The 13,576-nt window shown below is 67.4% G+C and carries 9 protein-coding genes; 7 read left to right on the forward strand and 2 right to left on the reverse strand.

Going from position 1 to position 13,576, the window contains the following annotated elements; translation table 11 throughout:
• Positions 1 to 67 precede the first annotated feature (67 nt).
• Complete coding sequence (locus tag Y958_RS10905) at positions 68 to 820, reverse strand: GNAT family N-acetyltransferase (RefSeq protein ID WP_088871997.1); 753 nt, start codon at positions 818 to 820, stop codon at positions 68 to 70.
• A gap of 367 nt (positions 821 to 1,187) precedes the next feature.
• Here Y958_RS10905 and sdhC point away from each other — a divergent pair, with 367 nt between their 5' ends.
• The 7 genes from sdhC (at position 1,188) to Y958_RS10940 (ending at position 13,028) form a co-directional block, all read left to right on the forward strand.
• Positions 1,188 to 1,586, forward strand: a complete 399-nt coding sequence (gene sdhC / locus Y958_RS10910; RefSeq protein WP_198924759.1) for a succinate dehydrogenase, cytochrome b556 subunit — start codon at positions 1,188 to 1,190, stop codon at positions 1,584 to 1,586.
• Between the two features lie 16 nt (positions 1,587 to 1,602).
• Positions 1,603 to 2,001: a succinate dehydrogenase, hydrophobic membrane anchor protein gene (sdhD, locus tag Y958_RS10915; protein WP_088871998.1), complete on the forward strand. Its 399-nt coding sequence runs from the start codon at positions 1,603 to 1,605 to the stop codon at positions 1,999 to 2,001.
• Positions 2,002 to 2,013: 12 nt separating this feature from the next.
• Positions 2,014 to 3,801: a succinate dehydrogenase flavoprotein subunit gene (gene sdhA, locus Y958_RS10920; protein ID WP_004272160.1), complete on the forward strand. Its 1,788-nt coding sequence runs from the start codon at positions 2,014 to 2,016 to the stop codon at positions 3,799 to 3,801.
• Between the two features lie 26 nt (positions 3,802 to 3,827).
• Positions 3,828 to 4,610: a succinate dehydrogenase iron-sulfur subunit gene (locus Y958_RS10925; protein WP_040844278.1), complete on the forward strand. Its 783-nt coding sequence runs from the start codon at positions 3,828 to 3,830 to the stop codon at positions 4,608 to 4,610.
• A 245-nt stretch (positions 4,611 to 4,855) separates the two neighbouring features.
• Complete coding sequence (locus Y958_RS10930) at positions 4,856 to 7,591, forward strand: hypothetical protein (protein WP_088871999.1); 2,736 nt, start codon at positions 4,856 to 4,858, stop codon at positions 7,589 to 7,591.
• Positions 7,592 to 7,677: 86 nt separating this feature from the next.
• A complete protein-coding gene (locus tag Y958_RS10935; RefSeq protein ID WP_088872000.1) occupies positions 7,678 to 10,350 on the forward strand; it encodes a hypothetical protein in 2,673 nt (890 codons plus the stop codon).
• Between the two features lie 8 nt (positions 10,351 to 10,358).
• Positions 10,359 to 13,028 carry a UbiA family prenyltransferase gene (locus tag Y958_RS10940; RefSeq protein ID WP_088872001.1) on the forward strand — a complete coding sequence of 890 codons (2,670 nt, stop codon included), beginning with the start codon at positions 10,359 to 10,361 and terminating at the stop codon, positions 13,026 to 13,028.
• Here the strand turns inward: Y958_RS10940 and Y958_RS10945 are convergent.
• Positions 13,012 to 13,338, reverse strand: coding sequence for a hypothetical protein (locus Y958_RS10945; RefSeq protein ID WP_088872002.1), 327 nt, complete (start codon positions 13,336 to 13,338; stop codon positions 13,012 to 13,014). The genes Y958_RS10940 and Y958_RS10945 overlap by 17 nt on opposite strands.
• Between the last annotated feature and the right edge of the window lie 238 nt (positions 13,339 to 13,576).

Here is a 13,576-nt window from a genome sequence, read left to right on the forward strand (position 1 = left end):
TGCCAACACCCGGTAGGTTGCCATAGGGGCAATCTACTTCCGGACGTGACCCGCATCAACTATGCAACTAAATTAGCTGGCGATATTGATAGCGATAAACGGTCTGGAACCCCAACCGGGCGTACGTCGCCAGCGCCGGCTGGTTGGCGCCGCCCACCTGCAGGTAGGCGCGGGCTGCACCCGCGGCCTCCCCCGCCGCCAGCAGACGAGTCATCAGGCGCCGCGACAGGCCCCGGCCGCGCTGCTCCGGCGCCACCAGCACCTTGTAAACCCCCAGCCAGCCGCGATCGGCGACTCCAAGCGCGCTGCCGGCATAGCGATCGCCATCCCAGGCGCTCAGGTACAGGGTGGGCACGGCAATGGCGTCCAGCAGGCGGCGCATCGGGTCCGCCTCCCGCGCCGGCAGCGGCAGGGCCGCCGCGTAGCTGGCCAGCAGGTCGACGGCCGGCGCCGTTTCCAACCGCCAGTCCAGGCCATCCGCCGTTGGCGCCAGGCCGGACGGGATGGCGGCCGACTGCACAAGATTCTCCTCCTGCCGCAGATAACCGCGCCGGTCCAGTTCGGCCACCAGCCCGGCGGGCGCCAGGGGGGTGATGCGGAAACGGGGGGGCAGGCCTTCGCGGATGTAGGCCGCCTCCGCCCGGTCCACCTTTTCCGCCACCGGCAGCACGCCGGCCGACAGGCAGGTCACGGAGTTGGAGCGGCCCGAATGCCCCTGTGAGAACCGCAGCAGCCAACCGTCATCGTGGATGGTCTTCAGGGCAGGCCAAGCCGTCAGGCACAACTCTTCCAGCAGGCGGCACAAGTCGTTGGCGGACAAGACGGAAACTTTCGTGGGGCGACGAGGTTGACGCCAGCACTGTACCGGTCGCCCCGACGCGCGGCAATCGGCCCGGCCGACGGCGAAAGCCGGCCGGGCAACGAGGTTTCCCAGGGCAGGTCGCCAGCTATGTCGCCAGCCATGTCGAAAGACTCACGCACCCATGCGCCCCACCCCTTGTATTCGCAAAAGTCGGCCCCAGACAGGGCGTTGACGGACAAGGGGCGGGGGCGTAATTGACTTCACATCCTATCCGCCCCCGGCGGTGCAACAATTCGGCCGGCGTCCCGACCCGCATGTCGCGGGCGCCACATGGCCGGTGCGGCACCGGCACCTGATAATCCAAAAGGACGAGGACGCGCGAATCATGAGCGAGACCAGCGTGGCCAAAAAGGCACGGCCGCTGTCGCCCCACCTCCAGGTCTATCGCCTACCCCTGCCCGCCGTGTCGTCGATCACGCACCGCTTCACCGGCATCGCCCTGACCGTCGGCACCCTGGTGTTGACCTGGTGGCTGGTGGCGGCCGCCAGCGGCCCCGACGACTTCGACACGGCGCAGCACGTGCTGGGCAGCCCCATCGGCCTGCTCTGCCTGCTGGGCTGGACCTGGGCCTTCGGCTACCACCTGCTGAAGGGCATCCAGCACCTGATCTGGGACACCGGCACCGGCATCACCAATGCCAGCGCGCAGCGCAGCTCCGCCCTGGTGTTCGGCGGTTCCTTCGTTCTGACGGCGATCGTCTGGATCGCCGCTTTCGCCCTCTGACGGGAGCGCGCATTCCATGGCTTCTACGTCCGACAACGGCTTCCGCACGCGCCTCGGCCGCGTGCGCGGCCTCGGCTCCGCCAAGAGCGGCGGCGCCCATTGGCTCGCCTACCGCATGGTCGCGGTCCTGCTGGTCCCGCTGACCGTCTGGTTCCTCTACTCCATCGTCCGCCTGGCCAAGGCGGAGCATGCCGACGCCATCGCCTGGCTGCACCAGCCGGTGAACGCGGTCCTGCTGCTGATCACCCTGATCGCCACCTTCCACCATGCCGCCGCCGGCATGCGGGAAGTCTACGAAGATTACATTCACGGCAAGCTGGCGCGCCTGATCGCCATCGGGCTGACCAACGGCGCCGCCATCCTGCTGGCCGCCGCGAGCGTCTTCGCCGTGCTCAAGATCGCCTTCGGGGCGTGAGGAAGGACTGTCATGGCTAACGCCTACCCCATCATCGACCATCAGTACGACGTCGTCGTCGTGGGCGCCGGCGGCGCCGGCCTGCGCGCGACCTTCGGCATGGCCGAAAAGGGCCTGAAGACGGCCTGCATCACCAAGGTGTTCCCCACCCGCAGCCACACCGTGGCGGCCCAGGGCGGCATCTCCGCCGCGCTGGGCAACATGGGCGAGGACGACTGGCGCTACCACATGTACGACACCGTGAAGGGGTCGGACTGGCTGGGCGACCAGGACGCCATCGAGTACATGGTGCGTGAGGCCGTCCCGGCCATCATCGAGCTGGAGCACTACGGCGTGCCCTTCTCGCGCACCCCGGAAGGCAAGATCTACCAGCGCGCCTTCGGCGGCATGACCACCCGCTACGGCGAGGGCCAGGCCCGGCGCACCTGCGCCGCCGCCGACCGCACCGGCCACGCCATCTTGCACACCCTGTACCAGCAGAGCCTGAAGCACGAAGCCGAATTCTTCGTGGAATACTTCGCCCTGGACCTGCTGATGGAAGACGGCGAGTGCAAGGGCGTCCTGGCCTGGAACCTCGACGACGGCACCATCCACCGCTTCCGCGGCCACCAGACGGTGCTGGCCACCGGCGGCTACGGCCGCGCCTACTTCAGCTGCACCTCGGCCCACACCTCCACCGGCGACGGCGGCGGCATGGTGCTGCGCGCAGGATTGCCCCTGCAGGATATGGAGTTCGTGCAGTTCCACCCCACAGGCATCTACGGCTCCGGCTGCCTGATCACCGAGGGTGTGCGCGGTGAGGGCGGTTACCTGACCAACAGCTCGGGCGAGCGCTTCATGGAGCGGTACGCCCCATCGGCCAAGGACCTGGCCAGCCGCGACGTGGTCAGCCGCTCCATGACCGTGGAAATCCGCGAAGGCCGCGGCGTGGGTGAGCACAAGGACCACATCCACCTGCACCTGGAGCATCTGGACCCGGCCATCATCCACGAACGCCTGCCCGGCATTGCCGAGACCGCCAAGGTCTTCGCCAACGTGGACGTGACGCGGGAGCCCATCCCCGTGCTGCCGACCGTGCACTACAACATGGGCGGCATCCCGACCAACTACCATGGCGAGGTCATCAACCCGACGGCCGAGAACCCGGACCAGGTGGTCCCGGGCCTGATGGCCATCGGCGAGGCGGCCTGCGTGTCGGTGCACGGCGCCAACCGCCTGGGCTCCAACTCGCTGCTGGACCTGGTGGTGTTCGGCCGCGCCGCCGCCAACCGCGCCGCCGAGACGGTGAAGAAGGGTGCCGCGCACAAGACCCTGTCCCAGGACGTGACGGACAAGGCGCTGGCCCACCTGGACAAGGTGCGCAACGCCAAGGGCGGCACCCGCGTCGCCCACCTGCGCCTGGAAATGCAGAAGATCATGCAGAACAACTGCGCCGTCTTCCGCACCGGCGAGGTGCTGGAGGAAGGCGTGGAGCTGATGAAGGGCGTGTGGTCCAAGCGTGACGACATCGCCGTCAGCGACCGCTCGCTGATCTGGAACTCCGACCTGGTGGAAGCGCTGGAGCTGGACAACCTGATGCGCCAGGCCGTGGTCACCATCAATTCGGCGGCCAACCGCAAGGAAAGCCGCGGGGCGCACGCCCGCGAGGACTTCCCCGAGCGCGACGACCACGAGTGGATGAAACACACCACGTCCTGGGTGGATGAGAAGGGCGCCGTCACCCTCGGTGACCGTCCCGTCCACATGTACACCCTGACCGGTGACATTGACGTCATCCCGCCCAAGAAGCGCGTCTACTGACGCCTTAGCCGAACGGACCCGATGCCATGGCCGAGTTCTCCCTTCCCGCCAATTCCAAGGTTCACACCGGCAAGACCACGTCGGTGAAGACGTCCGCCACCAAGCGGGCCAAGACCTTCCGCATCTATCGCTATGACCCGGACAAGGGCAGCAACCCCACCGAGGACCGCTACGAGATCGATCTCGACAAGTGCGGCCCCATGGTGCTGGACGCCCTGATCCACATTAAGAACGACATCGACAGCACGCTGACCTTCCGCCGGTCGTGCCGCGAGGGCATCTGCGGCTCTTGCGCCATGAACATCGACGGGCGCAACACGCTGGCCTGCCTGAAGGCCATCGACGACGTGAAGGGCGACGTCAAGATCTACCCGCTGCCGCACATGCCGGTGGTGAAGGATCTGGTGCCGGACCTGAACACCATCTACGCCCAGTACACCTCCATCAAACCCTGGCTGCAGAGCCAGAGCCCGGCGCCGTCGCGCGAGCGGCTGCAGAGCCCGGAGGAGCGTGAGAAGCTGGACGGCCTCTATGAGTGCATCCTGTGCTTCTGCTGCTCCACCAGCTGCCCCAGCTATTGGTGGAACGGCGACAAGTACCTGGGCCCGGCCATCCTGCTGCAGGCCTACCGCTGGATCGCGGACAGCCGCGATGAAATGACCGGTGAGCGCCTGGACAACCTGGAGGACCCCTTCCGGCTGTACCGCTGCCACACCATCATGAACTGCACCCAGACCTGCCCCAAGGGCCTGAATCCGGCGAAGGCCATCGCCGAGATCAAGAAGCTGATGGTGGCCCGCGCCGCCTGACGTCCCCTTGAGGACGGCCCTCGGAGCGCCCGCGCCCCAAAAAAGAAAAGCCGCGCCGGTTCGCCGTCGCGGCTTTTCTCATATGCGCCATCACCGGGTGACCAAGGTCGGTGGTGGACCGGGACGCACGATAGACGTGTAAATTTGCAAAGGGGTATGCGATAGCAAGCACAGTCTTGCAAAGATGTCACCTCCGACCCGGTATGCCACTGGGGTGGCGGACAGCACCATTCCCGGAACAGTTGATGGCCCTGAACACCGCCGCCCCGTCGACCATGGCGAACGACGATGCACCGCCGCCGCCATCGCCCAGCCCGCGCACCGTCCCGGCGCGCAGGCACCACGTATGGGCGGTGATCGCGGTGCTGGTAGCGCCCCTGTTGGCGAAGCTGCATCTCATCCTGGGGTTCCGCCTCGCCGACCCGCGCCTGCTGCATTCGGGCCTGGGCGTCGATGTCGTGATGCCCAGAGGGTTGGCCACGCTGGACCCTAATGTCGCCATCACCAGCCAGGCGCTGGGACACCGGGCTGCCTTGGATCTGTTGGCTGGTCATATTCCCTGGTGGAACCCTTATGAGGGCGTGGGCGGCCCCATGGCCGGGGAGATGCAGTCCGCGGCCCTGTTCCCGCTGAACCTGCTGCTGGCCCTGCCCGACGGGCAGCTCTACATGCACCTGTCACTGCAGCTGGTGGCGGGCCTGTTCACGGTGTTGCTGATGCGGCGCCTGGGCACCTCGGCCCTGGCTGCGGGCGTGGCTGGGCTGCTGTTCGAATTCAACGGCACGTTCGCATGGTTGGCGAACGCCGTCGTCAACCCCATCCCCTTCCTGCCCATGGTGGTATTGGGCGTGGAGGAGGTCCGGCACCGGGTGGTGGCCGGCCTGCGCGGAGGATGGGCCTGGATCGTGGCCGGGCTTGCGCTGTCGCTCTATGCCGGTTTCCCCGAGGTCGCCTATCTCGACGGCCTGCTGGTCGGGGCCTGGACCCTGGCGAGGCTGCCGCTTCACACCAAGGCCGTATTGACCGCCTACGCGGCCAGGGTCGGGTTGGGTGTCGTCGGTGGCCTGGCGCTGGCCGCCCCCATCCTCATCGCCTTCCTGGGCTATTTGCCGTACGCGTTCGTCGGCGGACACGAGGGTAACGGCTTTCGCGACGCCCATGTCGATGCGCAGCATTTCGTCAACCTGACCATTCCGTACCTGTTCGGCCGGCTGGCTGACTTGCCCGGGGGGGAGGGTGGCTGGTTCTGGGGCAGCGTCGGCGGCTACATGCCCATCGGTCTCACCGCCCTGGCCATCGCCGGCTGCTTCGGACGCCCGTTGCGCGGCTTGCGCTGGACCTTGGCTGCCTGGACCGTGGCGGCCTTGGCCGCGATTTATGGCCTTCCGGTCATCGGCCGGCTCATCACCAGCATCCCGGCCGTCGGCAACGCCGCCTTTTTCCGCTATCTGCCACCGTCGGCGGAATTCTCTGTCGCGATCCTGGCGGGGCTGGCGTGCCAGGACATGATCCAGTCCGGCGCGCAGGCTATGGGGCGTCGCCCGGCCCGGGCCCTGCTGGCCGGCGTCCTGCTGGCAAGCGCGACGGCGGCCGCGGGTCTCCTCATCGCCGCCCACTATTATGTCGAGATGCCCCACCCCTCGCACTGGTTCCGGAACGCGCTGTGCGTGGCGGTTCTGACCGTCCTTCTCCTTTTCTTGCTCAGCGTCGCACGCCTGCCTGGCCGGCGGCGCGCCGTGGCGGTCGGTGCCGTCGTCGCGGTCGAGGCCGTCCTCATGTTCGTGGTCCCCACGACGTCCAATCCGCCAAAAGGCATCCTGATCGAGGACGGCGTGCGCTTCCTGCAAGCGCACCTGGGTCTGCAGCGCTTCTTCTCCATGGGCCCCGTCGCCCCCAATTACGGCGCCTATTATGGTATCGCCGGCATCAATCATGACGACCTGCCGCTGCCCCGGTCCTGGGTCGATTACGTGGCGGCACACCTGGACGCCAACGTCCACCACATTGCATTCGACGGCAAACAACGGAACTCGGCCGATGGACCCTCCGTCGAGGAGAACTTGCGCGCCAACCTCGCGGAGTATGAGAAAGTCGGCGTGCGCTATGTGGTGACTGCGGCGGCCGGCAATCCCTTCAGATGGACCCCTCGGGAGTTTCGAGTGGACCGCCCGGGCGGCCTGCCCATCCCGCTCTCCGATGGCGGAACGGCGGTCATCGGATGGAATCGACCGGACCTGCCACAGCCCATCGACGGCGTTGGTGTCCTGATCGGCACCTATGGCGGCAAATCCGACGGTGTGCTGCGGGCATCCATCTGCGCCGATGACATGTGCGCCGACCAAGTCCTTGACCTGACCCAGGCGACCGACAACCAGTTCCTGCCCATCAAGCTGGATCATCCTCTCCCCCCGCCCAAGAACCGCCTGACGGTCACCCTGCGCAAGACGGGCGCCTACCCCGTGGCGCTCTGGTCGTTCCCGTCCTCATCCGACAGCCGCATGACCTTGACCGTGGATGGCTACACCGGTCCGCCCCATGAGGTGCGAATCAACGTCGATCTGGCGACCGACGATCGCGGCCCGTCGCGAGTCTATACCGACCGGGCCATGACCATTTTCGAATTGCCCGATCCGGCGCCCTATTTCTCCGCCGAGGGCTGCCAATTGCAGGCGGAAGCGCGGGACAGGCTGGTCGCCGACTGCGCGGCGGCCAGTATCCTGAAACGCCAGGAATTGTTCCTGCCCGGTTGGACCGTCGACGTGGGCGGCATGCCGCGGCAGGAGGTTCAGCCGGATGGACCCCTCTTTCAGCGGATCTCCCTGCCAGCGGGGCGCTCGGAAGTCCGCTTCAATTACAGCCCGCCCTATATGCCGGCGGGATACGCCTTGTTCCTGCTGGGGATAGGGGTATTGCTGTGGTCGCTGCATCCCGCTGGACGCCCCTCCTTTCCGCTGGAGACCGGCAACAGCGGTCCTCGCTGACGGTCGCGGTGTTTCCCTGGGGCGCCGTTTTGGAGGGCGAGAATGGCGGGCGTCATCGGAACAGGCCGGTTGCAAAAGTGTCCGCCATGGCCGATGAGGAAGGATCAATCCGCCTCTCCACCACCGAGATGGACGCCTTGCCCAGCAGCTTGATGCAACGCCTGCCGCCACAGCCCACCGGCGCGGAAATCCAGGCGCCTCTGTGGCGCTCCAGCGGCTTCCGGGCCATCGCCCTGCTCATCCTCGCCCCCATTTTGGCCAAGCTTGGCCTGATCCTGGGCTGGCGCCTGGCGGACCCGCGTTTCGTCGAAGGCTGGCTGGCCAGCGGCGTCACGCGCGACGGGCTGTCCACGCTGGACCCCAACATCGCCTACACCAGCCATGCCCTGGGGCATCGCGCGGCGCTGGACTGGCTGTCCGGCCACATTCCCTGGTGGAACCCCTATTCCGGCATCGGCATGCCGCTGGCCGGCGACATGCAATCCGCCGCCCTTTTTCCACCCACCTTGTTGCTGGCCCTGCCCAATGGCCAATTGTACCTGCACATCAGCCTGCAGATTGCATCGGGCGTCTTCACCTGGCTGCTCATGCGGCGCCTGGGGGTCGCGGCGCTGGGCGCCATCGTGGCCAGCCTGCTGTTCGAATTCAACGGCACCTTCGCCTGGCTGGCCAATGCCGTCGTCAACCCCATCCCCTTCCTTCCCATGGTGTTGCTTGGGGTGGAAGAGGCGCGGGCCCGCGCGCTGGCCGGCCAGTTGGGTGGGTGGGGGTGGATCGCCGGCGGTCTGGCTCTGTCGCTTTACGCCGGCTTTCCCGAAGTCGCCTACTTCAACGGTCTGCTGATCGCCCTCTGGACCCTGGCACGGCTCGCAGGCCTGGGGGATCGCTCTATGGCGTATATGGCGCGTGTCGCCACCGGAACGGTGGCTGGACTGCTGCTGGCCGCCCCCATCCTCATCGCCTTCGTGGAGTATCTGGGCCACAGCTATCTGGGCAACCATGCCGCCGGCGGCTTCCGTCATTCGCATCTCGACATCCAGCGCCTGCTGACCCTGTTCCTACCCTATGCCCTGGGCGAGCTGGGCCATACGCCGGACGCGCAGGCCTTCATATTCTGGGGCGCCGTCGGCGGTTATACCGGCCTGGTCCTGGTGGTGGTGGCCGCGATGGCGGTCTGGCATCCCTGGCTGCGCGGGTTGCGGCTGACGCTGGCCGGTTGGTGCGTGGTGGTGACCGGCGCGGTCTATGGCCAGCATGCGATGGTGGCCTTGCTCACCGCCATCCCGGCGGTCGGCGACGCGATGTTCTTCCGGTACTTCAACCCGTCGATCTCGTTCGCACTGGCCGTGCTGGCCGGCCTGGCCTGCCATGACCTGGCGGATCAGCCCGCGGAAAGACGGTCCGGGCTTGCCTACTGGGGCGGCTTGGCCGCGGGCGTGGCGTGCTTGGTGGCGCCGCTTTGGCTGTCCCATCGGCTGTACATGAACGCCCCCTTCGTGCCCATCCTGGCCCGGTCCCTGATTTACGCCGTGGTGGCACTGCTGGCCGTCCGCGAACTGGGGGGCGGCGCCTTCAGCAACCGCACGCGGGCTTTGATACTGGGCGTCGCGGCTGTTGCCGAAGCGGTGGTGCTGTTCGTGCTGCCCCTGCGCAATTATCCCAAAAGCGGCCGGCTACAGACGGCCGGCGTGGAATTCCTGCAGAAAAACCTGGGCCTGCAGCGCTTCTACACCCTGGGGCCCATCCAGCCCAACTACAGCGCCTATTACGGTATCGCGGGCATCAACCACAACGCCCTGCCGCTGCCCGCGGCCTGGGTGGACCACGTTTTCACCCATCTGGACAACAACACCATCGAATCGGCCTTCGATGGCCATGACCGCAAGGTGGCGGGGGGGCCCACCGCCCTGGAGAACCTGCGTGCCAATCTGGACGCCTATCGGGCCATGGGCGTGAAATACCTGGTGGCGCCCACCGGCCAAAGCCCCTTCGACTGGAAACCGCCGGGCGTGGCCGTCAGCATGACCGAGGTCTTGCGCTTGGACGACGGCGGCAGCGCCAGCCTGGTCTTGCCGCCTGACCCGTCCATGGCAGCCGAACGCGAGGTGCGGTCGGTCGGCGTCCTGGTGGCCACATATGTGGGGCAAAGCAAGGGCACGCTGGTCGTGCGCTTCTGCGCCGCCGACCGCTGCGCGGAAGGACGCCGGGACCTGGCCACGGCGGCCGACAACCAGTACCTGTCCATCCCCTTGGACACGCCGGTGCCTTGGGCGGGCCCCATGACCATCACCTTCCGCAAGGTCGGGGGCGACTTCCCCGTGGGGCTGTGGACCACGCCGGCACCGGCACGGGATCCGCAGGTGACCTTGCGATTCGCCTCCCCCGTGGCCGGCGATGAGGTCATGGACATCGTCGAGCTGCCCGGCGCCCGCCCCTATTTCACGGCCGAGGGATGCCGGCTGACGGCCGCCAGCCGTGAGATGGTGACCGCCGACTGCCCCGCCCCGGCCACACTGACGCGCCTGGAACTGTTCATGCCAGGCTGGACGGCAACCGTGAACGGGGCACAGCGGACAGTCGGCCAGGACGGCCCGCTGTTCCAGAGGGTCGACCTGCCCGCCGGCCGGTCGGACGTGCGTTTCCACTATCAGCCACCCCATATGGCCTGGGGCTATGCCGCCTTCCTTGTCGGGCTTGGTTTGGCGGCAGCCAGCGCCCTGCCCTTCGCCCGTAACCGACGTTCCGTCGCGATACCCTGACGACAACGATGACATCAGATACCGCCAACAGCCGCAGGCCGCTGTTCCTTGTCCTCATCGCCCCCATCCTGGCCAAGCTGCACCTGATTCTGGGCTGGCGGCTGGCCGATGCCCGCTTCCTGGAAAGCGGCATCGCCGCCCGGGTGCTGCGGCGCAGCTTGTCCACGCTTGACCCCAACATCGCCTATACCAGCCAAGCCCTGGGCCACCGCGCGGCGCTGGACTGGCTGTCGGGCACCATTCCCTGGTGGAATCCCTATTCCGGCATCGGCATGCCGTTGGCCGGCGACATGCAGTCCGCCGCCCTGTTTCCGCCAACGTTGCTGCTGGCCCTGCCCAATGGGCAGCTCTACATGCACATAAGCCTGCAGGTCCTGGCCGGCCTGTTCACCTGGTTGCTGCTGCGGCGGCTGGGCCTGGCGCCGATGGCATGCGCCGTGGCGGCCTTGCTGTTCGAGTTCAACGGGACCTACGCCTGGCTGGCCAACGCCGTCATCAACCCGATCTGCTTTCTGCCCATGACCCTTCTGGGCGTGGAAACCGTGCGGAGCCGCGTCCAGGCGGGCGCGCGAGGCGGCTGGCCTTGGATCATTCTGGGGCTGGCCTTGTCCCTCTATGCCGGTTTTCCCGAGGTCGCCTATTTCAACGGCCTGCTGATCACCGTCTGGACGCTGGCGCGGCTGGCGGGCCTTGCCGGGCGGCAGCGTGCGGTTTACCTCGCCCGAGTGGCGCTGGGCGCCGTCGGCGGCCTGCTGGTCGCGGGTCCCATCCTGGTCGCTTTCCTGGGCTATTTACCGGACGCCGACCTGGGCGCTCACAGCGACGGCGGCTTCCGGCATGTGCATTTGTCCGCCGCCCGCCTGATCACGCTGGTACTGCCCTACGGCCTGGGCCGGCTAAGCGACCCCGGTACGGCGGAAAGCTTCGGCTTCTGGGGGGCGGTGGGTGGTTATACCGGTGTCGGCCTGCTTGGCTTGGGCATGATCGGCGCGGTTGGAGGCCATCTGCGTTCCCTGCGCCTGGCCCTGGCCGGCTGGGTCGCCATCGTCACAGGCGCCATTTATGGCCTGCCCGTGGTCAACGCTGTCGTGACCGCCATCCCAGGCGTCGGCTGGGCCGTGTTCTTTCGCTACTTCGCCCCCTCTGTGTCCTTCGCGCTGGCCATCCTCGCGGGATTGGCCTGCCAGGATCTGGCGGAGGCGTCGAAGCCAACACGCCGGCAATGGCTTGGTTTCGCGGCGGTGATGGCCTTCACGGCCCTTGCCCTGGGCTTGGCCGTTCCCCTGTTGGCGCTGAAGCCCTACCGTACGCCCTGGCTGTGGGGCTCGCTGGCGGTGACTGCGATGGTCCTGGCCGGCATGGCCGCCATCCTGCGCCGGCCCACTCTGGAAAGCCACCGCCGCGCCCGCTGGCTGGGTGGCCTTGCGGTGGCCGAGGCGGTGCTGCTGTTGCTGATACCCACCCTGTTCTACCCGAGCGCCGGTGTCCTTCGGGAAGAAGGCATCGGCTTCCTGCGAAGCCATCTGGGCCTGCAGCGCTTTTACACCGTGGGTCCCATCCAACCCAACTACAGCGCCTACTACGGCATTGCCGGCCTCAACCATAACAACCTGCCCCTGCCGGCCGCCTGGGTGGATCATGTTGTTCAGCAGCTGGACGATAACACGTATCCCATCGCCTTCGACGGCCGGGACCGCCTCTCCGCCACGGGGCCCAGCGCGATCGACAATCTGCGGCGCGACCCGGACGCCTATCGCGACATGGGCGTCCGCTACGTCGTTTCCATACCAGGCAAAGGTCCCTTCGACTGGGCTCCCCCCGGGATGGTCGACCAGGTCCAACGTCCGCTCGCCCTGGCCGACGGGGATACGGCGATCCTCACCCTGCCGGCGGGCGCCGGCAGGATGCCCTTCGATGCCAGGCGCGGCCATGTGGCCGCCGTGGGCCTGCATGTCAGTTCCCTGAAAAACGGCGCCGCCGACGGCCGCCTGACACTGCGCCTATGCGTCGGCACGATGTGCGCCGACGGCGGGTACGCATTATCGGACGTCGTCGGTGGCAGCTACATTCTGGTTCCGCTGTCCGAAGCCGTTCCGCTGGCGGGCGACGCGCCCCTGACGCTGGCGGTCAGCCGGGTGGGCGGACGCAAGCGTTTCGGCCTGGCCATGTGGACGGCGGGAACGGATACGGGGCGAACCCTCACCCTGAACGGTGGACCGATCACAGGCGTGGAGCCCCATGTCGCCTTCGCCCTGGTCGCGGCCGAACCAGCCGATGCCGGACCAACCGTTGAAGGCGCCGGCCCCGTCTTCCGCGACGACGTGATGCAGATCGACGCGCTGCCCGCCCCCCGGCCGTACTTCGGCGCCGATGGCTGCCATTTGGCGCCCGTCAGCCGGGAACGGCTGGCGGCCGATTGCGCCGCCCCGGCCACGCTGACCCGGCTGGAGCTGTTTATGCCGGGCTGGAAGGCCACCGTGAACGGCCGGGAACAGACCGTGGCGGCCGACGGCCCGCTGTTCCAGAAGGTCGACCTGCCCGCCGGCCGGTCGGAGGTCGTCTTTCGCTATACCCCGCCGTACATGGGTTGGGGCTACGGCGCCCTCGCCGCCGGCTTGGCCATGTTCGTGCTGGGCATGGGCCAAGGCCGGCGACGAAACCTCAACGATCCTCGCTGACCGAGATCAGGGCCGTGTCCTTGACGACGCAGCGCATGACATGGCGGCCGGCGGCGGCGGTGATGTCGCGGCGGGGCATCAGGGTGAAGGGCTGGACCACAGTCTGGCGACCATCCGCCTCGGTGGCCAGGACCGGCAGGTCGAAGACGATCTTGTAATAGTCGTCGTACACATGGTCGACCTCGCGCCGGCAGACGGTCGTGGCCGTGCGCGGCATGTCGTAGTGGTGGCCGCTGTCGTCGGCGTTGATGACGCAGCCGCTCAAGGACAGGCAGCCGATGGCGGCGCCCAAAATCACTTGGTTACGCATGGCCCTATTCTCCCCTTATATGGCGATGGCGCGCGAGGGCGCGCCCGCCCTCTCTACAAGGACGGTGGGGAAGGACAAGGCGGCGAAACCAGGAGGTTACCCGAATTTACCGGGCGGTAACGCGGGGCCATCCCACCGTAACGCAAGAGATTCAAACGCAAGGGATTCAATCCAGGGCGGTAAAGCCTTGCGGGACTTGAAATCCACGGACCATTGAGGGATCCAGTCCCCAGACCTC

It is taken from the genome of Nitrospirillum viridazoti CBAmc, from assembly GCF_000730165.1.
GTDB lineage: Bacteria > Pseudomonadota > Alphaproteobacteria > Azospirillales > Azospirillaceae > Nitrospirillum > Nitrospirillum viridazoti.

What these genes read in the sequence shown, in the direction of transcription:
- Y958_RS10945 (WP_088872002.1), bottom strand. Translation starts at nt 13,338, where the DNA reads ATGCGTAACCAAGTGATTTTGGGCGCCGCCATCGGCTGCCTGTCCTTG.
- sdhA (WP_004272160.1), top strand. Translation starts at nt 2,014, where the DNA reads ATGGCTAACGCCTACCCCATCATCGACCATCAGTACGACGTCGTCGTC.
- sdhD (WP_088871998.1), top strand. Translation starts at nt 1,603, where the DNA reads ATGGCTTCTACGTCCGACAACGGCTTCCGCACGCGCCTCGGCCGCGTG.
- Y958_RS10935 (WP_088872000.1), top strand. Translation starts at nt 7,678, where the DNA reads ATGGCCGATGAGGAAGGATCAATCCGCCTCTCCACCACCGAGATGGAC.
- sdhC (WP_198924759.1), top strand. Translation starts at nt 1,188, where the DNA reads ATGAGCGAGACCAGCGTGGCCAAAAAGGCACGGCCGCTGTCGCCCCAC.
- Y958_RS10925 (WP_040844278.1), top strand. Translation starts at nt 3,828, where the DNA reads ATGGCCGAGTTCTCCCTTCCCGCCAATTCCAAGGTTCACACCGGCAAG.
- Y958_RS10930 (WP_088871999.1), top strand. Translation starts at nt 4,856, where the DNA reads ATGGCCCTGAACACCGCCGCCCCGTCGACCATGGCGAACGACGATGCA.
- Y958_RS10940 (WP_088872001.1), top strand. Translation starts at nt 10,359, where the DNA reads ATGACATCAGATACCGCCAACAGCCGCAGGCCGCTGTTCCTTGTCCTC.